Below are 25,531 nucleotides of genomic sequence, written 5' to 3' on the forward strand. Positions count from 1 at the left end.
TTCAGCTAATCCTCAACCTGCTTGTGGCTACCATCACAATAGGGGGGCGTTTTAGTCTGTTTGCAGCGACACAGCCAAGCTTCACCACTTTTCTCAGCCTTGAAACCAAGCGGCTCAATACCTGTGCCACGATGTGAACCATCGCAAAAAGGCTGCTCTTCGGAACGCCCGCAAGCACACCACCAATACTCTTTGCCCGCCACCAGATCAACATCGATTGGCTGTTTAGCAGCTACTACAGGTTTATCCATTTTTATCTCCTCTGTTATTGTGACCAGCACAAAGAGTGCCATGTAAACCCACGTCTTCAATCGGCCGGAAAATCCTTATCCCGATGAGAAATGAGGTCTATTCTTATGAAGAAGTGGCCATTGGTACCACATAAACCATCGAAATAAAACCGCCGGCATAACCAGTGAGAATGTGATTCCCACCAACCCGGAATCTGAGCTGAACTGCTGTTCAGAGCGATATTCCCCGGTTATCGTCAAACTGCAAGGCTCAATTACTTCGTTCAATTAGCCCTCATACCCAGACTCCCGCAATATTTTTATTTTTCTTTTATATTCAATATTTTATATTAGCTTTTCATACATCAGTCCACAACAGAACAGTGATCCCGGCACAATCAACAGCGCCCTGGAGAAAACATTCCGAGCAGGTCAAAAAAACACAACAACATCCTCGATAATTATCTGTTAATCTCTGCATCCCGAAATAACAAACAGCTTTACGATGAGTGATAGTGACGATTGGATAACCTTTGACAAGCAACATGTATGGCACCCCTATAGTTCAATTGGTGCAGATCTACCGGTCTATCCTGTAGTTTCTGCCGACGGTGTGCGCATAAAACTGGCCGATGGCAGAGAGTTGATCGACGGTATGTCCTCCTGGTGGTGCGCAATCCACGGTTATAACCATCCGCAGATCAACCAGGCGATAGCCGAACAAGCAGGTGAACTGGCTCACATCATGTTTGGTGGTCTGACCCATCAGCCTGCAGCTGATCTGGCAAAAAAGCTGGTAGAGATCACCCCAGGTCCTCTGCAAACAGTCTTCTTCTCTGACTCCGGATCAGTCTCTGTTGAAGTCGCTATGAAGATGGCCATCCAATACTGGCACGACAAGGGCCTAGCGGAAAAGCAGCACTTTCTCACCATACGCAAGGGCTATCATGGCGACACTTTCGGCGCCATGTCACTATGCGACCCGGTCACCGGGATGCACAACCTCTTCTCCGATATCCTGCCAAAACAGTACTTTTCCGATGCGCCAAGCTGCTATTTCGGCCATCCCTGCAAAGGCGATGGCGCTAAAGACCTGACTGAAAAGCTTAAACAACACCATAATGAAATTGCCGCTCTGGTACTTGAACCCATTGTTCAGGGGGCCGGGGGCATGCGCTTCTACTCGGTGGAGTACCTCCAGGAGGCGCGTCGACTCTGCGATCAGTACGGCGTGCTGCTTATTGCCGATGAGATCGCCACCGGCTTTGGCCGTACCGGTAAGCTTTTTGCCTGTGAACATGCAGGCATCACCCCTGACATCATGTGCCTGGGTAAGTCTCTGACCGGTGGTTATATGAGCCTCGCTGCCACGCTGACTACAGAGGAGGTAAGCAAGACCATCAGCCATGGTGACCCTGGATTATTTATGCATGGCCCGACCTTTATGGGCAATCCACTGGCCTGCCGTACTGCCCTGACCAGCATCGAACTACTGCTCGACTCACCCTGGCAGGAGCGTATCCAGAAAATTGAAGCCTCTCTTGAAGCGGGATTGTCACCCTGCAGGGAATTACCTCAAGTGGAGGAGGTGCGGGTGTTGGGTGCGATTGGGGTAGTAGAGCTGAAGAAGCCAGTGGATATGAAAGTTATCCAGGAGTGCTTCGTTGATGCCGGTGTCTGGGTTCGACCCTTCGGCAATCTGGTCTATCTGATGCCGCCGTTTATCATCAACGAGGAAGATCTGACGCAACTCACCTCAGCGGTTGTGGATGTTGTGGAAAACTGTCCTATTTGGGGCTAATTCAAGCAGTCAGTTTGATATCCGGTGACCTGGTGCGGCAGGGCCGGCACCCTACGATTCATCATGGCTTTTGGTGCGGCAGGGCCGCACCCTACCCCGGCGTGTGATTTCATCGTGCCTCTGACTTAAAAGCACATCCGTAGGGTGCCGGCCCTGCCGCACCAATCCCGAGCCAGCAAGCTAAACCACACTCAAACGATATCACAACACGCCCTCTACCACCTATTTCACCACGACGCCGGATACCACTATCTGATCCACCTTCTGCTGTAGTTTGATTCGGGCATTCATCTCCGGAGTCAGGTAGACAACACCACCATCATCCACCAGCATCACCTCAGAGAGCCCCATCTGGGCGGCGATCCGCTCCCAGTTTTCTGGGCCGGCGACGCTCAATGCCGTCGCAGCCGCATCTGCCAATCCCCCCTCGGGGCTGATCACTGTTGCAGAAGCGACATGGGCCACCGGATAACCGCTGCGTGGATCGATAATATGCGCATAGCGAATGCCTTCATACTCCCGGTATCGCTCATAGTTACCTGAGGTCAATACACATTCACCATGGGCAACACCAACCGAAGCAATCACTCCCTCACCCAGCGGGTGACGAATGCCGATCATCCAAGGGCGATCTCCATGCTGACCGGATACGCAGAGATCACCTCCCGCATTGACGATCGCATTCCCGATACCAAACCGCTTTAGCTCATCGATGGCCAGATTCAGGGCATAGCCTTTGGCGAATGCCCCCAGATCCATGGCGACATGGGGATTAGTGGATGAGATTCGCTCTCCCTCGAAAGTTACATCCTGCATAGAGGGATTGTTCTGCAACATCGCTTTGATTCGGTCGCTTGCAGGTGGTGGGCCAGCAGGTGGCTGGTCACTGTGAAACCCCCATAAAGCGATCAGCTCACCAATCGCGGGATTGAACAACTGATCACTCTTTGATGCATACTCCTTTGCCTGTTCCAGGAGCATTGCCAACTGAGGCGAGACCTCAAGACTCTGCCCCTGAGAGATCGCCCGATTCAGCCAAACCAGTTCTCCCTCCCCCTTCCAGGCATGCCACTCACGATGCATCTGCTGAAAGGTCTCATCCAGGCTCTGGACTGCTTTATTGAAGGTCTCCGGCTGGTCAGTGTAGGCCTGAATATCCAGCAGAGTGCCAAATACCAACAGGGTCTGTCGATGATCCTGTGGGCCTTTACTGCAACCGAGGAGTGACACCAGCAGACTTATAAGCAGTGCCCTTGTAATCCATAACATCGAATAACCTCTCATAATCCCAGATTCCACAGTTGAACCTGGATTTGACTCAAATACTTGCGGCGTCAATGGATTAATCATGTCCTTACCTTATGGCAAAAATCAGCGATCGACTGAAGCACTTGAGATGATTGTAAAAGAAGGCGCTACTATACCGTCTGAAATCACTTTCCGCTTCACCGAATAGCTTGTCCGGACTTATAGGATCAGACGACATTAAAGGAGTTCCCTAGCAGAATACTCAAAACAGTGAGACACGAGGTGTCAGATGGAGAAATTCTGGTTATGGCTGGCTAACATTGCAGGACTATTGACTCTGGTGATGATTTTGGCATGGATTTACAGCCTGCTTTACTGGTAGTTTAGATTCTCCACAATGACTGCCGGGCCCCATGCAACCTCAGATCGATCTCTACTCTGCCATCATGCTGCTTGGCGCTGCCCAAGGCATGTTTTTAGCTTTGGCATTGATCAATGCAAAGGGTGGCCTGCCCGTTGCTCATCGCCTGTTGGCTATCCTTACCCTGCTTTTCTCACTCGATCTGTGGCTCGCTTTTCTCCATCAATCCGGATATATAAACGAGTACCCGCGATTGCTGATCATCGACACAAATATCGATTTTCTGTTCGGCCCCCTGGCCTATCTCTATGTCAGCGCACTAACCACCAGAGAGGGCTTTCGCTTCGGCTTGAGGCAGTGGCGTCATTTTCTCCCCTTCCTTTTGGGTTTCACCCTTCTGACCCCTCTGTTCCTGCTTGATGAACCACAACTTCTGCATCTGCTTGGTGATGAATCCAAGCAACAGGAGGAGTCAATAATTCTCTGGGCGAAGTTGGCGATTATTGCTGTGGGGTTGCTTTCGATCCTGCAGATGGCGATCTACCTTGTCGCTTCAATCAAACGGGTCTTCAGACATCAAAGGGTCATTCAGGATCAATTTTCAGACATTGAGCATATCAACCTGACCTGGCTGAGGAATCTGCTGATTGCCCTGGTTGCGCTCTACCTGTTCTATCTGGCAGATGTCTTCCTCGCAGAATTACTCTCATTTCCCGAAGAGGTCGTCGGTATTCACTTCCTGCTGATCGTATTCGTGATCTACAGCATGGGCTATATGGGGTTGCGACAGCCAGCCATCTTCACCCAGGCCCCATCAACAGCTCAATCCAATAGCCTCACTGATCCCATAAAGGCAGACCCATCCCCACCACCTGAATCAGAAACTGATACGCCAGATAAGAGCCGGACAGTTCAAACTGATGAGGTTGAAAAATATAAGCGTTCCGCTCTGGACAATGAAACCAGTACCCTGCTCTACCAGGAACTGCAACAGCATATGGATCAGGAAAGAGCATATCTCGACAGTAAACTCACCCTGCCGCAACTCGCCTCCCAATTGAGTATTTCAGCCAACTATCTCTCCCAGGTAATCAATGAGCAGTCGGGATACAACTTCTTTGATTTCATCAACCGTTACCGGGTCGAAGAGGCAAAACGCAGCCTCACCTCCCACTCTGACCAAGGCAATGTACTGAGCATCGCTCTCGATTCAGGATTCAATTCAAAATCGGCTTTTTATACCGCTTTCAAACGCCATACGAGGCAAACCCCCTCGCAATATCGAAAATCAGCACCCAGTCAAAGCAACAATCAGTAACCAGCTGATATATAAAGCTTTAAAATAAGTCCGACCTTACACGGAAGGACGATAAACCCGCCCATTCAAGCCACTATTCCCTGCAACAGCACCCGCTGTCCTTGAAAACAATTTAATACCGGGAGTAGAACCGATGAAAACAAGCAGACATTTCTGGCCAGCAACCATGAGCGCAGCTTTACTTAGCATAAGCTTGCTATCTGGATGCCAAACAAACAGTTCCAAGGAAGCCACCAACGAACGCTTTCAGGATGCCCTGGAAGAAGCGGTCAGCAAAGGCCTGCCAGGCGTCTCAGTTAGAGTAGTCGGCAGAAATATCGACTTCTCAGGCAGTGCCGGGGTCACAGACCTGGATAGTCAGGAACCCACTACTGTGGATAACCGCTTTTATGTTGCCAGCATAGGCAAAACCTTTGTCGCTGCAACCGCAGTGCAGATGGCATCTGATGGTCTGTTCAGTCTGGATGATGGCATCACTCAATGGCTGCCGGAAACGGTAACAGGCCATATTCCCTCCAGTGACCTGATGACAATCCGTATGCTGCTCAACCACACCACAGGCATCTTCGATTTCCAGAATGACAGTGAGGATTGGGATAACGCATTTCTTCTTTCAGGCCCTGATCTTGAGTGGAGCCAGGAGGATGCACTCCCCTTCTTTCTCGATAAGCCACTCCATTTTGAACCCGGCACCAACTACAGCTACTCCAACTCAAACTACATCCTGGCGGCACTCATCATTGAGTCAGCCTCTGGTGAAGCGCTGCATACAGCGATACGTAACCGGATCATCGAACCCCTGGGGCTGACTAACACCCTGCATGGCCATGAGGCGGAGGGTATTCCCGGCATGGTACATGGCTATTTCAATGATGCGGGAGAGCAATACGATAGTTACCTCTGGTATAACCATTTTGGCTTAGCCGATGGTGGCATTCAAACCACGGCCGAAGATCTGGCCAAGTTTATCTTGGGACTGCTGACCAGCAACGATGTACTGGACGACGCCATGCGTGCAGAGATGCTGCAACCTTCGCTACTCGGCACCCCACCATCTCAGTACGGCCTTGGGATCTCAATCAAACCGATCGCCAACACTGACGAGGTGATCTACACCCACAGCGGTAAAGATCCTGGCTACCAGGCAGAAATGCTCTACTTCCAGGAGAAAGAGACTGTTATCACCCTATGCGCCAGTGGCAGTTTCGAAAACTACGATGTAGCCGCACAAGAGCTGATGTTGGAAATCTTCACTCTGCTTGAAGAGCTGCAGGATTGAAGAGCTGTTTTAAAATCTGTGTAGAAGGGTGCGGCAGGGCCGCACCCTACGATTCATCATGGCCCTAGCCTCAACATAATCGCCAGGATCGAACAGCAAGGTAGCCTGGATGAAACAGTAGTCGGCTGACTCCCCAAAATAAATTCACCTGTAGGGTGCGGCCCTGCCGCACCACACCCAACTAAAACCAAAGCCACCTGACGAGTCGGTGTATAGACGCTGCTGGTAATGAACAAACCATCTGGGATTTTTAGAGAATTCTCACCCTGATGGTGCGGCAGGGCCGCACCCTACGATTCATCATGACCTCATCCTTGTCTCGACTAATAGCGTATAAAACCGCTACCCCTTTTCAACTCGACAACCCCGCAACCTTTGCAGGGTCTGAGCTGCCCGCCCGGAAACAAGGGCATTTTCCGCCAACTCGATCCCTTCAGCAATTGCATCCACCTTGCCGCACAGATAGAGGCGTACTCCAGCGTTGTAGAGAACCGGGTTGAGTTGATCCTTCTCCTCTCCCTGTAGCAGCCCCTCTGTCAACACAGCCGTGGTCTCTGCATCGGCGCAGGGATGATGATCCTGATACGTCAAACCATAATCAGCAGGATCCAACTCATATTCAGACATCTCCCCCTGTTGATAGTCCGCTACAGCTACAGGCTTCATTGGAAGTTCGTCACAGCCATCCAATCCCTGTACCGCCAATACCCGCTGCTGGCCACGCTCACCTGCTGCAGTGGCGAACCTTTGCAGAAAACTTTTGTGAGCTGCACCAATCAAGGAGAACTCAGCCCCGGCAGGATTGAGCATAACTTCACAGGCATGCAGAAAGGAGCGGTAGAACAGGGTCTGGCGAATAGGCTTCAGCCGCTCCACACCATGCAGATAGCGGCTGGCGTGCAGATGACCGAAACCTCTCTCTTCGATCGATTTTGCGACTTGCTGAGGCTCCAGGTGGGCAGGGATTCCCAACGCTTCCAAAACACTGGCAGTGGTTACGCCATTCTTTGGTGGTAGATCACTGTTACTGTGCATGATCACCGGCACCCCGGCAGCAACTGTCACCAGTGCAGCAGCCAGGCTGAGATGCAAGGCATTCTTACGACCGTCATAGGGCCCATTACAGTTCAGCAATCGGTCAACCTTGGGTGAGATCAAGGTGGCATGGGCCTCCATGGCATCCAGAAAACCTTTCATCTCCTCAACCCGGGCACCCTTGAATCTCATGGCGGTGAGAAAGGCTCCAATCTGCGCTGGATGGGCTTCGGATGAGAGCAGAAAGGTCAAGGCATCCCGGGCCTCTTCCCGGCTCATATCCTTGGCACCTTTAGAGCCTTTCGCTGTGGCAATGAGGCGTTTGCGAAATTGCTCTGCCGCCCTACTATCGGACTGATACATCAATAACTCCAAAGTGACTCATTGGCTTTAGCTCATGCAAATACAAAGGGGACATTGGGATTTTCCTTATAGGCCTGAGCATCAACCACCCGTGCATCTGTAGCCTCCTGTCTGGCAACCAGCAGAGCCTGCTCGATACGACGGTCGGTAATTGCATACCTTGGCTCAAGGTCAATCTGATCGATGTTGTCACAGGGCTCATCAAAAAGATGTCTATAGAGACCACTCATCATGTTATAGCGGCTCGACATGAGCATATTGGTCGCCTGCTTAACCTGATCCACATATCCCTCTTCATGACCCAGCAGACTGGTCGCCAGCATTACGGATATGGCGTGCAGTACATCGTATTGCACATGAGCAATAAAAACGATGAGGTGGTGCTGGGTCAACGTAACATTCTCCCGCCAGGCCCAGCGGATCATTCCACCCAATAGCAGACTGAAGAATTCAGGCACACCCCACTCCATACCCAGACCGACAGAGGAGAGAGATTCAAGCAGGCTGAATGATGGGTGCCCGGCCAACAGGCGTTGGGTCAGTACATTGTCAGCAACTTCCGGCAGCATGGGTAGATCCTGCTGCTCAAAAGGAATCCCCAGACCTTCGAACAGATTGCGATACATGACAATATGGGTGGTGGAACCTAGCAGGCTGGCGAGATCAGGGTAGCTCTCTATGCTATGGGTGCCTACACCATATTCATCAGCAAGCAGCTGTGCCAGGGTGATCTGTACAAGCTCCGAAACCCGTTCGTTGAGACAACCGTAGGGCAGATCGATAAACCCGGAAAAACGCCCTTGAGCCAGGGCCACACACTGCCTGGTATTTTTTACCTGGTTGAAATAGTTCAGGGCGAAAGAGGCCAGTTGCTGCTGATCGAAATCCCCTTCGAAGATTCGTATAAAACAGGGATGGCGCCACACGGGATGAGACATCACATGATCATGCAGGTCGATAAACAGGGACTGCATCGCTCCCGGCTGAAAGATATTGAGTTCTGATAAGCGATTGTTCGGGTCTTTTTCAGCAATTGCCAGTAGCCCTTCAAAAACCTTGTGCAACGAGCTTCCGGAAGCATCAAGATCACTGATTATGGCAGTAAAGTCTTTTAGCTGACTCTCACGAAATGCATCCAGAACCTGGGTGGCACTGAGGGAGAGCAGGTTGGGCATAGGATGAACCCCAGGCAACAACACAGGCCCTTCCAACTCACTATTTCGCAACAGATCGGAAAAAACGGTTTGAGTATCTTCTTGCGTTGCATTGCTCATGGTGACTCTCCTGCTCTACTGCCCAAAATGGCAGGCTATTTGTCTAAAGCGCCTTGACTGTATTCGGCAGCTGGCCACGGATCACGTCAGCCAATGCATGCAGAGCCTGCTTGCGTGGAAAAGTCTTGCGATAGACAAACTGAACCCGCCTGTAGGCATCTTTCAGAGAAAGCTTGCGCGCAATGATACCGGAATCGGTGGTCCAGGTACCACGTACTGCTAATGCGGGTACCAGGGTGCAGCCAAAGCCAGCGCCTACGAGTTGCAACAGGGTCTCCAGACTGGCGGCACGAAGATCGGCCATCTCATCATCTATGGTTCCCTCTTTGATACGACAGACATCCATCACCTGATTGGTGAGACAGTGACCATCCGCAAGCAACAGCAGATCGAGACGGCTCAAATCACGGCGACTGATATCCTCTTTGTCATACAGCTCATGATCCCTGGGATGCGCTAACCAGAAGGGCTCTTCGAACAGGGGCATGACTTCAAGCTCCGGCTCCTTTACCGGTGTCGCCAATATTGCCACATCGATCTGATGATCCAGTAGTCGCTGAGTCAGCATATCGGTGATCTCTTCCGACAACACCAGCCTCATCTGTGGATAGAGAGACTTCAAAGGCATCAGAATCAAGGGTACCAGGTAGGGACTGACCGTCGGTATCGCACCAACCCTTAAAGCGCCAGCCATGGGATCCCGCTGGGCCTGAGCCAGTTGGCGGATTACATCAGCCTGCTCCAGGATCAGTTTAGCGTGCTTGACGATCTCCACCCCAAATGGGGTTATAGAGACAGATCGATTGGTTCGTTCAAAAATCGTAACACCCAACTCCTCTTCCAGTTTCTTTATCTGGCCACTGAGAGTGGGTTGACTGACGAAACAGCGTGCAGCGGCATGACCAAAATGCTCTGTTTCGGCAACGGCAATGAGATACTTCAGATCGCGCAGGTTCATGATTACTATCGACACCAACAATGGTATAAAGCTCAATCATACATCAGCCAAATCAACTGCCAACAATGATGAATCGCAATTCACTCGGTGATTACAGGGTTTCATCTATGCTGACAGCTTGTTGTCTCTCTCCATCACCAGGATAATGATCGAAGGAACATATCCACCAATCATCTACCTAAACATTGCATACAAACTAACGTTCACTCGACAGGTTAACCAACCATCTGGAGCGACATGAACAGACCTATCATCCTGTTGGCGGACAATGGTTCAGCAAAAGCCGGTTCAGTAGTTAATCTACGCAAACTGGCGCAACAGATGAGTGACCACTGTCAGCAACAGGTATATCCCGTCTCTCTTCAGCATGCGCAAAAAATTCCTGTAGAAGATCTTGCAGGGAAACCTGCAGATACCTTGCACCCTTTTCTGCGACAAAAACTGATCGAAGGGGAGCGAAGCTTTCTTTTGATCCCACTCTTTTTTGGTCTCAGTCGCGCGCTCACAGCCTTTATTCCGCAACAGGTTGATCTCTTAAAAGCAGAGTTTGGCGAATTCAAGCTGATACAAGGCGAAGTGCTCTGTCCCTTACCCCAGGGTGAGCCAAGGGTGGCTAAAATTGTTTTTGATCAGATTCAAAAAAACACAAATGGCGAGAAGCCACAGCAGATTGTAGTTGTAGATCACGGCTCACCTCTCCCTCAAGTCAATGCTGTGAGAAAGCGGATTACCAGGGATCTTCGCAATCTTGTGGGCGCCGATGTCCCCATTGCAGAAGCAGCAATGGAGCGTCGAACAGGTGCTGAGTACGACTTCAACGGCGAACTATTGGAAGATGAACTATCTCAAATTGCCGAATTAAATCCTCAAGCCACAGTGGATCTCGCTCAACTGTTCCTCTCCCCAGGCCGTCACGCAGGCCCCGGAGGGGATATTGAGCAAATCTGCGAAAGGGTAAACCTGACCTACCCCAGACTGAAGATTAGAATTGCACAACTTGTGGGGCAACATGACGACCTGGCAGACATTCTGTGCGACAGGCTCAATTCTGCACTGGCCAATAAACACGACTGATCCAAATTACGCTCTCTAGGGCCTGTTAACACTAATCGAATAGGCCCTAGTAAACACATCCCCACAATAGAACAAGTTGATACTGGACAATCCCGCCTGATCTTCATATCCTTCGAGCAGGGCTACTTGTTCTGTTTCCTCATTAAGTAGGCCTGATTTATAACGAGCCGACGCTTTTCGTAGAATTTCTTCTGAGATTCCGAAATAGTAGTGAGGTTTGTACTCATGCAAGATCCTGCCATAGGGACACAGGTCTTTACCCCTGGTCTGATAGGGAAAGAGCACCAGCACCATGTCGACGACTAATGCACAAAAATATGCCATCGTATTCGCAGATATTGTCGACAGTACGCGCATGTATGAAAGCCTTGGTGACACCCTGGCAAAAAAACTGATCACTGAACTGGAAGAGGCCATAGCCGAAGTAGTCGAAGCCAGTGGTGGCCATGTAGTCGAGATTATTGGCGATGAGGTGATGAGCCGATACAACGACGCCACTACCGCTGTTACGGCCGCCTGTCGTATCCAGGAGCGGGTCGATCTTTACGCAGATCAATCAGGCATGCCGATGGCCGCCCGTATTGGGCTTCACTATGGCCCCGCCATCTTCGAGCATGGCCGAATGTATGGCGACTCAGTCAATATTGCCGCAAGAATGGCGGCAATTGCTCAGGCAAGACAGATCATTACTACAGAACAAGTGGTTCAGGCACTTCCGGCCGAACAGCGCCCCCTGGCCCGGCGGTTCGACAAAGTAAAGGTCAAAGGCAAGTTTGACCATATGATCATATACGATCTGCTATGGCACAAAGAAGATATCACTTTCATACATACCGCACCGATTACACAAAGCCTGACAACAAGAATCCTTATCCTGCAATACAATAATAAGACCTATCGAATGCCGCCCACCCAGGGAAGCATACATATTGGAAGAGACCCGAAGAACGAGTTGATAGTAAATGCCAGCTCAGCATCCAGAACCCACGCGGTTTTGGAATTCTATCGCGGTAAACATATCTTAAAAGATATCAGCACAAACGGCACCTATGTAACCACCCAGAACCAGCAGTCTTTATACCTCCGAAGGGAGACCATACCACTACTCGGTCATGGCCAGATCGGCCTGGGTGAACCGGTCTCTGAAAAAAACAGACACCTGATCAGTTACCACTTCCTGGAAAACAACTGAGCCAAATACCACAATCGTGAACAAGTTACTCATTGCCCTACTGCTGATCATAATCAGCCTTCCATGCTTTGCCGAATCACCCAAAAACCAGATTGATACTGATACAGCACTGGCCACTGATAGGCTTAATCTAATCAAGAATGAAACACTTAATGACGACACACTGGATGCTGCATTACAACAAAAAGTCGTAGAGCTTCTCGATCAGGCAGAAAAGTGGTTACGACAAAACAGCCAGATTGATGGCAAACTAGATCTCCTCAATGAAACCATAAAAAATGCACCGGCTGAAATAAAAAAACTACACGATAGTATCGGCCCTTTCGAACTACAGAATGAGGATCTCACCTCATTTATCAACAATTCCAATTTGGCTGAGATTGAGCAGCGTATCAGTAGAGAAAGCATCAATCTGGATAAAGCAAGAGAGCGTCATAAACAGCAGCTCGACACCCTATCAGACTTACTCGCAGGAAATCAGCAGATAAATGATGAAATAGCAGAATACAGCAACACCTTAAAGACCATCGAGATTGAAAACAGCAACACTACTGCCAGTAAAAACAAACATCTAAATCAAGCCCAGCAACTGCTCCTTCAGAGCCGTAAGAAGCTTCATCAGACACAGATCGAGTACCTCAAGCTGCGACTGGGAAATCAAAATCTACTTACCAATCTTGCTCAGGCAAGACGTGATGCTACAACAGCTCAGATTGGCAAGCTTCAAACAACCTTGGAAAAACTCAACGTAACCGCAGATGAAATACGGGAGTCTGAAGCCAAACAAGCACGACAGGAAGCTGAACAGGTAGAACAACAGACTCAGGGTCTACCTGAATCCATCAAGGCAATCGCACAGCAAAACGCACAGTACAGAGCTGATCTGGAAGAGCTGATATATTGGGAAAAACGGGTATCACAGAAATTAGCCGCCACCCAACAGCAACTGCTTCAGCTCAGTGACGATTTCGCACACACCAAGCAACGCGTTGAAGTAGCGGGCAGCAGTAGAGCAATTGGCAAAATGCTCTCACGTCGACGTCAGGCTCTGCCTTCACTGCAGAGCTATAGCCGATCCTCTGCTGAGCGTCGACAGGATATCAATAATGCTACTGATCGCCAGATCTCCATCGAAGAGCATTTACTGCAAACAGGCAACCTCACAGATCGTGTTGAGCAACTTACTAAGCCTTTGTTGCAAGAGCTTTCAGAAAAAGAGGCAGATGAACTTAGAAAACGCACCTTCAGTCTGTTAGGCGCCAGCCGCGAGGCACTCAATGAACTACAAAAAGTCTATGGCCTCTATATTTCTCAGCTTACATCCCTTGACCAGGCAGAGCGGCAACTGCTGGAAGTCTCTGAAACCTATGTAATCTACATAGATGACCAGCTTACCTGGATCTCAAGTGGTGATCTGACTGATTTTTTTAACTTCAAACAAATCACCACTGGTTTAGGAAGATTACTATCTCCTCAGGAGTGGCTTGTAACCGGCAGTGAGGTAGCTCAAGCTGCGAAGCAGAGACCAGGATTATCGATAGCACTTGTGTCACTGCTGATGGTGATCATCTGGAAGCAACAAAGCGTCAACATACAACTGCCTCTATTGAACAAATCCACGCGTAAAATACGCACTGACTCAATCCGTTTGACCCTATGGGCCTTACTATTCACTTTGGTAAAGATTGGTATTGCTCCCAGCATCATGATCAGCATTGGCGTTCTATTAAATACTCTACCAACAGCAAGCCCCTACAGCCTGGCAATTGCCACTTCATTAATCAATGTAGGGATAACATTGATTGCAGCTCTACTCCTCTACCATCTGTGCCTTCCAAATGGCATTGGCAGTCGTCATTTACGCTGGAATGATCAAATATGTGCTGCGTTGGCGAAAGAGTTGCGATGGTTGATTCCTATTGCCATACCATTGAGATTTATCGTCACCCTTACTGAAGGAGACTATATATCTCCGCATACGCAAAACATCGGACGCATGGCAGTTATTGTCCTGATAGTCGCCACACTGATATTTACTTATCGCTTACTGCATAAATCCAGTTCTCTATTGGAAACATGGAGCAGAAGCAAGCCCAACTCAATATTACTCCAAATTCACTTTCTCTGGTTTCCATTGTTACTCTTGATCAGCACTGGCATTGCTGCAGCCAGCGCTCTAGGTTATCTGACTTTATCAATCAGGTTACTTAAGTTAGTCGAGTTAACCTTCTGGTTTTTTGTCGGTCTATTTACCCTAAAGGAGCTTCTACTTAGATACCTATTTATTGCAGAGCGTAGATTGCGTTTAGAAAGCGCAGTTCAAAGAAGAGAGGAGTTGCGCCATCAACGCGAGCAAGAAAACAGCACCATGGATGACGAAAGCACCGTAATAGCTACAGAGATCCCTGAAATCAACTTCGATACATTAAGTGAACAGGCGAAACGATTAGTACGCTTTGGCTATCTTTTTGGTTCTGTAGTAGGCAGCTGGTTAATCTGGGCAGACTTCCTTCCTGCCCTTGATTTTCTCACTACCATTCAACTGCCATTTGCTGCAACCCATGTAATAGATGGTATCGTTACAGATGGCTTCTTAACACTGAACGATATACTCCTCGGTATCATTATACTGGTGTTCACCTTTCTTGCCGCCAAGAATCTGCCTGGTGTACTTGAGATCACAATACTTCAACGACTCCCTTTGGAAACAGGGGCTCGTTATGCATTGACTACTCTAATGCAATATCTCATTGCTGGCATTGGCTTAATTACTGCCTTCAGCACCATCGGCTTTCAATGGTCGAGCATCCAGTGGCTGGTTGCAGCTTTAGGTGTTGGACTTGGTTTTGGCCTGCAAGAGATTGTTGCCAACTTTGTCAGTGGAATAATAATACTATTCGAACGCCCCATTCGCGTAGGTGACGTTGTAACCCTTGATGATACAACAGGTGTAGTCTCTCGTATTCGCATCCGTGCCACCACTATCACAAATTATGACAAGCAGGAGATGATAATTCCGAATAAGGAGTTTATAACCGGAAGAGTTATAAACTGGACACTCACTGACAAGCTCAATCGAATCATCATCACTGTTGGTATTGCCTATGGTAGTGACGTCAGACAGGCCATGGATCTCATGCTTGAGGCCGCCGAAGAGAACGATACAGTACTATCAGAACCCAGTCCGATTGCCACTTTCGAGGCATTTGGCGACAGCTCACTCAATCTACTGCTACGCATCTACCTTGGATCCATGGATAATCGTCTTGCAACCATCACAGCCATACACGAGGCAATTAATACCAAATTCAATCAAGCAGGAATATCTATTCCATTCCCGCAACGTGATATCAATATCGTCAACCCTACAGGTAACATATCCTGATCACTTCTTAACGATGGTGTATTTTTTGTATTTCTATTTCGTTTCTGACCAGCATCGTCTCAAACTCACTTGCAGGTAAGGGTCTGCTGAAAAAATAGCCCTGGGCCATTTCACACCCTTGCTGCTTGAGAAAATCCAGTTGACTTTGTGTTTCAACACCTTCAGCAACCACTTCCAGGTTGAGACGGTGAGCCATTGCAATGATAGCTGATGTAATAGTGACATCATCCTGATTATCAGGGATATCCATGATAAATGATCTATCAATTTTGAGAGAATTCAATGGAAATCTTTTCAGATAACTCAACGAGGAGTAGCCAGTACCGAAATCATCCACAGAGATATTGATCCCCATATTTTTAAATTCGTTCAAAGTGGCAATGGTTTCATTCACATTACGCATTAAGATACTTTCAGTAATTTCCAACTCAAGGAACTGAGGATTGAGTTTACTGCTTTGTAAGCAGTTGTTGACCTTATCGCTGAGATCACGCTGAATGAATTGCATACTACTTAAGTTAATCGCTACCCTGATATGCTGATAGCCAGCATCCTGCCATGCCTTATTTTGACGACAAGCCTCATTCAGCACCCATTCACCAAGCTCGATGATTATCCCAGTCTCTTCAGCGATCGGTATAAACTCATCTGGTGGTATCATCCCCAGCTCAGGCTGGTTCCATCTCAACAAGGCCTCAGCAGAAATCATCAAACCGGTTCGCATATCTATCTGTGGCTGATAATAGAGCTCCATCTCATTTGAATCGAGTGCTTTTCGAAGTTTACCTTCAAGTTTCAAACGCGTAGAGGCAAGTGCATTCATCTGCTCCGTATAGAACTGGAAGTTATTCTTTCCTACTGCCTTTGCATGGTACATGGCAGTATCAGCATTCTTTAATAGCTCTTCAACATCCTGCCCATCCCTTGGAAAGATCGCAATACCAATACTTGGCGTGACATAGACATCATGACCATTAAGGTTGTAAGAACTGGCAATAACACTCTGCACACGCTTGGCAACACGCGCAGCATCTTCCGGGCTATCTATCTCATCAAGCAAAACTGTAAACTCATCACCACCCAAGCGGGCAATACTACGATCTTCAACATCTACAAACCTGTCGCGACTGATCGTATCGGACACTCTCACCTGCTCAACCAGGCGCTTGGTAATATGCTGTAACAGCAAATCTCCAATATCGTGGCCCAATGTGTCATTAATACGCTTGAACTCATCCAAATCCAGATAGAGTACTGCACCTATCCGACCATGGCGCTTTGCTGTTGTGATTGCCTTGGTCACCTGCTCCTTAAATGACTGACGATTCGGAAGATCGGTCAGGGAGTCACAATATGCAAGATAACGTATTCTCTCTTCCCATCGTTTACGTTCCGTGATGTCCCTGGCAAATACGCTTATCATTGGTTGATTAACTGCTGTAGAACTCGAGATAGCCAACTCTAAGGGAAATTCCTCTCCATCTTTGCGTTGCCCTACAGTTTCCAGGCTAAGCCTGCATGGCCTGCTGTTTTCACCCTCAAACAGCGGCTTTAACTCTCTATCCAGTCGACTTAGTTCACGTGGGGGCAATATAAGCTTGAATAACCTGAGCCCTAAAACAAACCGGTCTTGGTAACCAAATACTGAACTGGCCTGTTGATTCCAACTGACAATCCTTCCTCTCCCGTCGGCCGTTACAACCGCATCGAATGCAGTATCGATTACATTTGTAAATCGAGCGCCTTCAACCGCAATCACTTCTTCCGCAGCTTCTTCCTGTAGCTTTGCAAATCGTCGATTTCTGTAAACAGCAACAACCAGACCAAGCACCAGCATTGCAATCAACCATTCAATAAACACGCGAGAGATTTCAATTGAACTCAGGCTGACATTTTGACTGGCCGAAAGCGTAAACGGTAGCCCATGAATCTCTAGAGGTTCTACAAAATCAACCTGTTCTTGCAAAAAACCTGCAGCTTCACTCTGATGCCCAAACTCGGCCAATATTTCATCCAATGGTTCACTCTCGGAAACCTGAGCACCCCTGTAGAGTTTTAACTTCAGCGACTTAGATGGCAATTCAATACTTGAAAAAAATTGCTCGAAATCTATACGCAATACTGCGAAACCGCTCAGCATATCCCATCGCTCTGTCGCTTCTGATGGCGGGTAACGCCCTAGATAGACTGGCTTTAAAATTAAATATAGCGGCTTGTTTAAATGCGTTTCCTGCAATGTCTCAAGGGCAATTGTATCGCCCCCTCTGATCGCACGCTCTAAAAGCTGAGTAAATGATGCTTCATTCGCTAGATCAAAACCCAATAAATATGCACTTCTAGGCTCCATCGGCTCTATAAAACTGACTGGCAGGTGGAAGCCAATATGATTTATCTCATTCGCTGTTACTTCTGAGTCACTCTGACTCAATTTGAAACCAATATACCCTTCGAGCTTCATACGCTCTTCGAACTCATCCACTTCATTAATAGACACCCGCTCTACATGCATAATGGAGTGGATAAAAGGATAGGCCTTCAATAACTCTTGCGAAAACAGTGTTTGCTCTGCACTACTAAGCATGTCACTGGCATGATGCTGCCCGACCAGCGCTGTCAGTACAGTCTCTAAATTAGCAACACGTTGTATAACCGCACGCTGAACCTGCCAGGCGTTTGCAGTAAACTCTTTCTTTGCCGAACGCATTTCCCGAGACACGGAATAGGAAATAGCGATCAAGGAAACGAGGATTACCATCAGCCAGATAACCAGCTTACGATGCCCTACAAAAACTTGTTCCCTAATCGTAAATTCCATAATCACTATATTTTTTTAGCTTTTCGGATTAGAGCCTGTGGAAGTTTCACTCCACTAACATCTAAAACAGTATGGTTTATCCATATTTCCCATTTTCGATTTGAGACAATGGGTATATCTGTTGGCGCTACTCCATCCAATATGGCAAGCGCCGCTTTTGCAGCCCACTCACCCTGCTCTTCAGGAATCTTGGTGAAGCCCAGCAAAGTATAGGGCATCATCCAATCATGGTTAGTCAGGCTCAGGCTTCGGGTTGTGTTATGCAACACCTCCAGTACCTTGGATCTATTCCAGTCATTGATACCCGACTTACTTCCGATAATCACAAAATCATAATCCTGTGCTTCCTCATATGCCTTCAACCAGTCTGCAGTCGTAGAAACCAGACGGCGATCCAGGGATAAGCCGATTTTTTCTGCCATTGCCTCAAATCTTGCTGCATTTTTTCTTTCCGTAAAAGTATTCGCACCAAGATAGACCGCACGTTCAGCGCCAATACGAATGCTTCTTGCCTTATTGAATAAAACATCAATAGGTGCAACCTCGACCATTCCTGTTGTATTGCTATAGGGTAATTCATAGGCATCCACATTCCAGTTAATCCCACAAAATACAAATGGTATCTCATGGTCTTTGAAAAATGGTTGGATCACATATTTTGCCGCATTATCATCTGCAGTTATCACTACATCAGGTTTCCAGGAGAGAATAAGATCTTTTGCCTCTACAGCAACTCGCTGCTTCGAAGCTTCATCCTTATGACGCTTTGTATCCATATCGAACTGTTTGAGTTCGCACTCATCACCAAGACTCTCTCTCAATCCTCTCTCTACCCCGTCTGACCAGGCGTAACCCTGATGGTAGGATGAGATGTAGAGACACTTCTCTCCCGAATATGCCCCAAAAGAGAGTACAAACAGTGCAATAATTCCAGAGAAACCTTTAACTAATATTCTCAAATGGAATAGCGACATAAATCCTATCCTTCTGCGAAACCTAAAAACATCGTCAGAGAAATATATCGGCTATAAACTGTAAACTTTACTGAAAACGGCAAATTAACTTACTGAAGATCTCAGACATTAAACGCCTAGCTGATACTTACTAAGGAAGAATATTATTAAACAGAAGCATAATTGAGCGGCGATTAAATAGAGCCATGACCTAAGCCCCAGATAGATCTCATCTTGGTAAATTTTTTGGAGGAGGGATCAACGACAGTAGGTGATTAAACCTAAGTTAAACAGACAAAAAAAACGCCGCAACCCCATGCTGGGATTGCAGCGCCTTTCGGAAAGCTACGAATCAGGCTAATTTTCTACCTGCGTTCACTATGCGACGACCGCCGCCTGCCAACAACAGACCTGAAGCCATTAACAGCAACACACCTGGCTCAGGTACACCCGCCACTTCTGGCTCCGGCTCTACTTCATTGACGAAAACATCGCCGTCACGAACCGCCCAGACAGTTTGCGAATCAAGTCCATTGGGATCTGACAAGGTCTGACCGAAGTGAAAATGGAAGTACCATACCTGGTCTGGACGATCAGGGTTGCCGACCAATGAATCGGTCCAAGTTCCCAAGTAGCTCAGGTTTTGGAAAGGGTTGTAGGTACCAGCTGGTGATGTAGGACGGGCTACCAGGCCTGGATCGGTAATAGGATCGGTGTAAGCCTCAAAACCAAGATTCACGTAGTACATGTAGGCCAGCTCATTGCCCCCTGACTCAGATCTGTCATAGACATAGTAGTCGCCAACGTCTGTTGCCGGATCAAAGATAGGTTCCCAGCCTGCATAGGTACCAGGATCTATTGTAGGCATGCGCCAATCATCCCAAACCACACCACGTTCAGTATCTGTGTATTCCAGATTATCCACCCAGGAGGTGGCAGTATCCCAGTTAACCGCATGTTGCGCACTACCATAGTAGTTCTGCACATAGGAGGCATCCTGCAACCAGGTTACATCCAAAACATCATCGTAAATCAGGCCGCTGCCACGATCGAATAGTGTGGCCTCACTGCTGCCCAGCGCGAATACGCACAAAAGAGCGGCCAATCTTGAAACTTTTTTATGTTGACTCACGGTTAACTCCGTCAATTAGGTCCATACGTCTATTGGGGATCTAAGCTTGCAATGCATATGCCAACATTGATTATATCAATAAATTCAACCAGTTATGATTTTTTGGCTAGGCTTTAAATTCAACAATGTAAAAAAACCCGACAGATTTGGCCTGCTTTTCCCAGAATTCCATAAAAAAAACCCAGCCTGGAGATTCTCGATCTCCAGGCTGGGTTTTTTATCAACCAACTAACTGAGCGCAGCCAATACTGCACTAACAGATAGGGATTATGCTTTCGCCGAAGCGTTACGTTTCTTGCTGCTTACAAAGCCTAACAAGGCAAGGCTCGAACCCATTAACCAGAACGCCGGTGGTACGGGAACTGGCGAAGGCAGGCCTACATCCCCATCTCTTACCGCCCAAATAGTTTGCGTATCAGACCCGCCATCTGTCAGGGTACGCCCAAAGTGGAAATGGAAATACCAAACCTGACTTTCTGGCGCGTCGCCACCTACATGGGAGTCCGTCCAGATACCTAAATAGTTAATGTTTTGAAAGGGGTTGTAAGTGCCTTCAGGTGATTCTGGTAAAGGCAACAGCTCAGGAGCTGTAAGCAAATCTCCATTACCTTCAAAACCAAGATTGACGTAATACATATAAGCCAACTCATTGGCACCTGACGGAGAGGTGTCATAGGCATTATAGTTACTTTCCCCCGATTGCAGGTCAAAACCCCATCCACTATAAGTGCCTGGGTCAATAGTAGGCATACGCCAATCGGTCCAAACGGTATTACGAGCAGTATCCTGATACTCAAGCCCGGAGACCATATCGTGTGCAGTCGTCCAGTTCACCGCTTGGTTTGACACATAGGAGGCATCCTGCATCCAGGTGACATCCAGGTAATCATCGTAGATAAGGCCACCACCACGATCATAGAGAGCGGCCTGAGCCGAGGCAGTGAATAACAGACTGACAAGCGACAGTGTCGCCATAGGGCGGAAGATAACTTTCACAACATGACTCCCTTTAAAAAAAATCCAATATAAAAACTGCGTTCTGTTAAAGAATCAGATCAGTACTTAGTTCCAATTCTATAAATACTACAAAAATATAATTGTATTTAAAACACCTGAGTCTGGCTAGCCGACGAACGGCGGTAATATTTCATTGCCAAATAGGAATTAAATGACTCAATAATTCAGTTAGATTGGATTATTAATGTAAAACCGCACTTGTCTCAATGCCAATCACTGTCCACAATTTCCTGTATGGATAGCCTCTCTTACAGCCGTCGTCTACTCTCACCTTTCCATGGGGTACAGCAGATAATTGCTCTGAATGGTGGCGTTGCAGAAAGCATGGATGGGTTTGACTGGAAACTCTATGTTGCACATGAAGATATCATCAGTCATACCGGACTTTCAGAGGTGGTCTATGGTAGCTGGAACTCAATTCGTGGACTGAGTCGGTCACGTATCAGAGGAACTCTGCCCTGCGACATCATCGAATCAATCGGAGAGCGTTTGATTCTCGCTTTGGAAAAAGATGCCGATAAAGTGCCCTTTGCAACTGCGGATAGTTACGAGCTATGGCTGCTGGATGAAGCGGATTCCAAGCCCCTGGCACTACTCGATAGCGCCTTATGCAATGAACCACTCTCACCTGTCGACCGCCCCACCTGGTATCCCGGCGGCCAGGCCTGCCAACACTTCATTTCAGACTCTGGTGATGCGGCAGATCTCAGCAGCACTGTAAGTTCTGCCGCAGGAAAGAGACCCTTCGCTATCTGGATCAAACGACATCATCAAGGCGATGGCACAGGGCAACATGGAGAACACTTTAGTGCCGATGAATTCCCTAAATTGTTAGTCCGTGACAAGTGGCAAGACGATAAACAACGTAAACTGGTCAATGACTTTCTGCACTGGCAGGCTCCCTGGTTACTACAGTTGAAACTGTCACCTCTACTACGAAAACAACTAGAGCAGGCCGCCTGGAGAAGACCCATCGAAACCAGTCGGGTCTTCCGACTCTTTCCTGCCATCCTTGACCAGCAAGGCCTCACCACCACCAGAGTCAAAGCACGAATTATTTCAGACCGACCCACCCATCAGCAGGTCAATGAACCCTTCTATCCTTTCGTCAATGAATAGCCTCAGGGCCTGTTAACACTAATCCAATTCAGAGCTTAAAGACCTGCTCCAAAGAGGGCCGCATACGTTCAACTTCGCGCAATCCTTCTGCAATCCCCAGATCGGCTTTATCAAACTCCATTAAACCAAGTTTTGACATACGGGGAGTTAAAATAACATCAGGTGGGTCACCTGCCATACGGCTTCGGGTTATCCTGTCTTGCATAATATTGATCGAACTGGCCAACACATCATAAAGTCCAGGGGTTTCTCTCTCTACCCCAAACAACCGCGCAATGAGATCCCGCTTTCCTACACCCAGACTATTTTTAACCTGCGCCGTGACCCGACTTATCAGATCACCCTCTTTGCTCAGATCAGGTTCCAGCTTACGCTCTTCGTTCTTTTCCGAACTTCGCTTAAAATGTTTGCCCAATATGTCACCATTCAGATTGACTGCAATCACCAGATCCGCCCCCATTGCACGACAAAGGGAGACAGGCACAGGATTGGCCAGACCACCATCTACCAACCACCTGCCGTTGTGTCTTAGTGGTGTAAAGAGACCGGGAAGACTGATGGAAGCTCTGACCGCCTCCATTACCGGGCCGCTGCGAAACCACACTTCACGACCACTCTCGAGCTCGGTTGCAACAATACCCAACTCACGCTTCAATTGGTGAAACTCCACCTCCTCAATATGTTCATTGACAAACTCAGTCAGCTTCTCCCCCTGAATAAACCCACCGCCAATCAGACTGGGATCGAGAAATCGGATAATCTCTTTCCAGGTCAGTGAACGGGACCAGCTCTCCATAAGGTCAAGCTTGTCTGCAGCATAGGCCGCTCCTACTAAAGCACCAATCGAACTTCCGCAGACAATTTCCGGCTTGATGCCCAACTCAGCCAAGCCTTTGATGATTCCGATATGCGACCAGCCCCGAGCGGCACCACTGCCCAAGGCTAAACCAATCTTTAAATCTGCATCCTCTGATTCCTTCATCATTCACATCCTGATAACACGCTGAAAGTGGCAAGGCGGATTTGGCCCTGACTACTAAAGAATTTAAGGTCTCAGATTAATTCTCGCCAGGTTAACAGGCAAGCGTATTTTCATATTCCAGTTTGGAGTTTCTTATCAGGTGAATACCTGACAGCAGAGCGCATGTACTAATCAGACCATTAATCCAGATCCAAAGCGTTGAGTATACGCCGTTTCAAATCCATCGGCTGTCGAGATACCAATTCTGCCGGCACACCTATCTTTTCGGTTAAGCGTTCAAAACTCTCAAACCCATAGGAGACCATAAACGGATGCATCCCAGTGCCAATTGAAGCAACATAATCGCGTTTCTCATCACCGCAAGCATAGGCTCTGGCAGGGTTTATTTGAAAGCTCTCTCTGACCGCCTTGAAGGCACCGGTCTTCTGCTCTCTTTGCGGAAGATGGATTACAAAATCCAATCCTGAAACATTGACGCCATTCCTCTGGTAGAGCTGATGAAGAGTAATCTCCGGCTCCAGAGTGATATTTCTGGTAATCACCCCGACCCGGGTACCAGGATGCTCAATCAATACATTGAGCAGAACTGACATACCTTCATAGAGGCGTGCAGATTCCCTGTAGACCTCAGTTAATGTGTTAAGCAGCTCTAGTCGCTTTTCACCATTAAGTTGTTTGCGTAGATTTTTAGGCAGCTCTTTGATGCCGCCGAGATACTTGAAAATATTGCGCCTTTTCTGAAATCGGCCCATATCTCCAATCGACATATCATGAGCTTCAAATGTCTCAGAAATAGCTCCGAAAGCATCTATGGTAGTGCCATCAGCATCCATTATGATGAGTCGTTCATTACAATACATAGTGACAACCTGTGGTTCAGAAAATCTTCGAATGGAAAAACCAGCACTCAACGAGCAAAGGAATCCAGGCACTGATTGAAACGGATTACTGTGACGAACTCATGACAATATTGAGTCAGGATAATATCGAACCCACACAATGGGGATCGGTCGAGCACGACGGATAAGTAGGTTATTGCATCTGTAAATTAAGGGCACAATGATATGGAAGTCCGAGAATCAATAATTTTCCCGATTATTAATATCTCTCCCTCAACAAGCGAACCAGGCCCTCACCATAATCGACCACGATACCTTCACGATCGATCCGCTGGAGGCGAAAACCATCCATTTTCAGACTATCCCCTTCGGCATATCGACGCATATTGATGAGAACAAAACGGCGCTTAGGCTCTTTATGGTAGACATGGATGCTGATTTTCAGCTGTTCCAACTTCTGACGTAACGACTGGGGCATCTCCCAGATCAGAGGTATATTTTCTACCACCTTTACCTCGGGTTCAGGTGGTGTGGAAGGTGTGGAAGGTGTGGAACTATAGCTCTCTCTCTTCATTGGCGTAACCATCCTGTTGGCTGATACCACAGGATCCGGTGTACTATTTTTCGCAACCCTTGAGACCACCTTCGGCTGCGGCTTAGGCTTGTCTAGTGGAACTGCCCTCACAACGGGAGGAGCCGCTGGAGTTACCGGGATATTCTGAGCCACAACACCAGCCGGCGCTGTTTTCACCTTTTGCTTTTGCTGTTTTGGCTGGCTCAATATCGCTTCGTCCAGGAGGGATCGCTGACTGGGGAGAGTGGTGCCAATCAACTGAGATTCAAGATCAGGCTTGTCAGGCTTAACAGGAACAACAGACGCTTCGACGACAGACTCAGCCCCACTTGTCCGCTCAACCTCAGGCTGCTGCACTGACTCATTGACACTCTGAGCATCGCCTTTGTTGGTGGATATCTGTGTTGAATATAACCAAACACCAATCAGACAAAGACAAACTATTGCTAAACCAAACAAGAGCCACTGCCACACTCTTCCATCCCGTGGCGAATCTGCATACTCCCTTTTAGGCATCAACTCCAGATCAGAAGAGGATCTATCCTGAGAAGCTCTTTCCAAAGCATCAAGAATTGAGGACAT

At 48.0% G+C, this 25,531-nt stretch carries 19 protein-coding genes; 7 read left to right on the forward strand and 12 right to left on the reverse strand.

Annotated elements, in window-relative coordinates; translation table 11 throughout:
• Positions 1-5: 5 nt before the first annotated feature.
• The gene (locus AC4IE7_RS05545) at positions 6-251 is read right to left on the reverse strand and encodes a CDGSH iron-sulfur domain-containing protein (RefSeq protein WP_490775818.1); all 246 of its coding nucleotides are present in this window, start codon (positions 249-251) and stop codon (positions 6-8) included.
• 484 nt (positions 252-735) lie between these two features.
• Between AC4IE7_RS05545 and bioA the strand changes: the two genes are divergently transcribed.
• The gene (gene bioA / locus AC4IE7_RS05550) at positions 736-2,031 is read left to right on the forward strand and encodes an adenosylmethionine--8-amino-7-oxononanoate transaminase (protein WP_490775819.1); all 1,296 of its coding nucleotides are present in this window, start codon (positions 736-738) and stop codon (positions 2,029-2,031) included.
• Between the two features lie 222 nt (positions 2,032-2,253).
• On the opposite strand, the gene AC4IE7_RS05555 is transcribed toward bioA, so the two are convergent.
• Positions 2,254-3,300 (reverse strand): FAD:protein FMN transferase, encoded by a 1,047-nt coding sequence (locus AC4IE7_RS05555; protein WP_490775820.1) that lies wholly within the window; start codon positions 3,298-3,300, stop codon positions 2,254-2,256.
• Positions 3,301-3,692: 392 nt separating this feature from the next.
• Between AC4IE7_RS05555 and AC4IE7_RS05560 the strand changes: the two genes are divergently transcribed.
• Both AC4IE7_RS05560 and AC4IE7_RS05565 read left to right on the forward strand, forming a co-directional pair.
• Positions 3,693-4,958, forward strand: coding sequence for an AraC family transcriptional regulator (locus AC4IE7_RS05560; RefSeq protein WP_490775821.1), 1,266 nt, complete (start codon positions 3,693-3,695; stop codon positions 4,956-4,958).
• Between the two features lie 133 nt (positions 4,959-5,091).
• A complete protein-coding gene (locus tag AC4IE7_RS05565; RefSeq protein WP_490775822.1) occupies positions 5,092-6,237 on the forward strand; it encodes a serine hydrolase domain-containing protein in 1,146 nt (381 codons plus the stop codon).
• A gap of 342 nt (positions 6,238-6,579) precedes the next feature.
• On the opposite strand, the gene trpD is transcribed toward AC4IE7_RS05565, so the two are convergent.
• From trpD to AC4IE7_RS05580, 3 genes are read right to left on the reverse strand one after another with little or no spacing between them, the layout of a single operon-like run.
• On the reverse strand, positions 6,580-7,635 hold the full coding sequence (trpD, locus tag AC4IE7_RS05570; protein ID WP_490775823.1) for an anthranilate phosphoribosyltransferase: 1,056 nt from the start codon (positions 7,633-7,635) through the stop codon (positions 6,580-6,582).
• Between the two features lie 32 nt (positions 7,636-7,667).
• Positions 7,668-8,909 (reverse strand): hypothetical protein, encoded by a 1,242-nt coding sequence (locus AC4IE7_RS05575; RefSeq protein ID WP_490775824.1) that lies wholly within the window; start codon positions 8,907-8,909, stop codon positions 7,668-7,670.
• Between the two features lie 43 nt (positions 8,910-8,952).
• On the reverse strand, positions 8,953-9,867 hold the full coding sequence (locus AC4IE7_RS05580) for a LysR substrate-binding domain-containing protein (protein WP_490775825.1): 915 nt from the start codon (positions 9,865-9,867) through the stop codon (positions 8,953-8,955).
• A gap of 237 nt (positions 9,868-10,104) precedes the next feature.
• On the opposite strand from AC4IE7_RS05580, the gene AC4IE7_RS05585 reads away from it, so the two are divergent.
• From AC4IE7_RS05585 to AC4IE7_RS05595, 3 genes are all read left to right on the forward strand, one after another.
• Positions 10,105-10,941, forward strand: coding sequence for a sirohydrochlorin chelatase (locus tag AC4IE7_RS05585; protein ID WP_490775826.1), 837 nt, complete (start codon positions 10,105-10,107; stop codon positions 10,939-10,941).
• A 292-nt stretch (positions 10,942-11,233) separates the two neighbouring features.
• Positions 11,234-12,133 (forward strand): adenylate/guanylate cyclase domain-containing protein, encoded by a 900-nt coding sequence (locus AC4IE7_RS05590; protein WP_490775827.1) that lies wholly within the window; start codon positions 11,234-11,236, stop codon positions 12,131-12,133.
• A gap of 16 nt (positions 12,134-12,149) precedes the next feature.
• Complete coding sequence (locus AC4IE7_RS05595; RefSeq protein ID WP_490775828.1) at positions 12,150-15,518, forward strand: mechanosensitive ion channel domain-containing protein; 3,369 nt, start codon at positions 12,150-12,152, stop codon at positions 15,516-15,518.
• A 7-nt stretch (positions 15,519-15,525) separates the two neighbouring features.
• Here the strand turns inward: AC4IE7_RS05595 and AC4IE7_RS05600 are convergent, their stop codons facing one another.
• The 4 genes from AC4IE7_RS05600 to AC4IE7_RS05615 form a co-directional block, all read right to left on the reverse strand.
• On the reverse strand, positions 15,526-18,333 hold the full coding sequence (locus AC4IE7_RS05600; RefSeq protein ID WP_490775829.1) for a bifunctional diguanylate cyclase/phosphodiesterase: 2,808 nt from the start codon (positions 18,331-18,333) through the stop codon (positions 15,526-15,528).
• Between the two features lie 5 nt (positions 18,334-18,338).
• A complete protein-coding gene (locus AC4IE7_RS05605) occupies positions 18,339-19,307 on the reverse strand; it encodes an ABC transporter substrate-binding protein (protein WP_490775830.1) in 969 nt (322 codons plus the stop codon).
• A gap of 331 nt (positions 19,308-19,638) precedes the next feature.
• Entirely contained in the window at positions 19,639-20,418 is a 780-nt protein-coding gene (locus AC4IE7_RS05610; RefSeq protein WP_490775831.1) for a hypothetical protein, read from the reverse strand.
• A 267-nt stretch (positions 20,419-20,685) separates the two neighbouring features.
• Positions 20,686-21,414 carry an Lcl C-terminal domain-containing protein gene (locus tag AC4IE7_RS05615; RefSeq protein WP_490775832.1) on the reverse strand — a complete coding sequence of 243 codons (729 nt, stop codon included), beginning with the start codon at positions 21,412-21,414 and terminating at the stop codon, positions 20,686-20,688.
• A 255-nt stretch (positions 21,415-21,669) separates the two neighbouring features.
• On the opposite strand from AC4IE7_RS05615, the gene AC4IE7_RS05620 reads away from it, so the two are divergent.
• Positions 21,670-22,554 (forward strand): hypothetical protein, encoded by an 885-nt coding sequence (locus AC4IE7_RS05620; protein ID WP_490775833.1) that lies wholly within the window; start codon positions 21,670-21,672, stop codon positions 22,552-22,554.
• A 28-nt stretch (positions 22,555-22,582) separates the two neighbouring features.
• Here the strand turns inward: AC4IE7_RS05620 and rssA are convergent, their stop codons facing one another.
• The 3 genes from rssA to AC4IE7_RS05635 form a co-directional block, all read right to left on the reverse strand.
• Complete coding sequence (rssA, locus tag AC4IE7_RS05625; RefSeq protein ID WP_490775834.1) at positions 22,583-23,539, reverse strand: patatin-like phospholipase RssA; 957 nt, start codon at positions 23,537-23,539, stop codon at positions 22,583-22,585.
• 176 nt (positions 23,540-23,715) lie between these two features.
• A complete protein-coding gene (locus AC4IE7_RS05630; protein ID WP_490775835.1) occupies positions 23,716-24,396 on the reverse strand; it encodes an HAD family hydrolase in 681 nt (226 codons plus the stop codon).
• 238 nt (positions 24,397-24,634) lie between these two features.
• A complete protein-coding gene (locus tag AC4IE7_RS05635) occupies positions 24,635-25,531 on the reverse strand; it encodes a general secretion pathway protein GspB (RefSeq protein ID WP_490775836.1) in 897 nt (298 codons plus the stop codon).

This window comes from Candidatus Thiodiazotropha sp. AKAK3, from assembly GCF_058244645.1.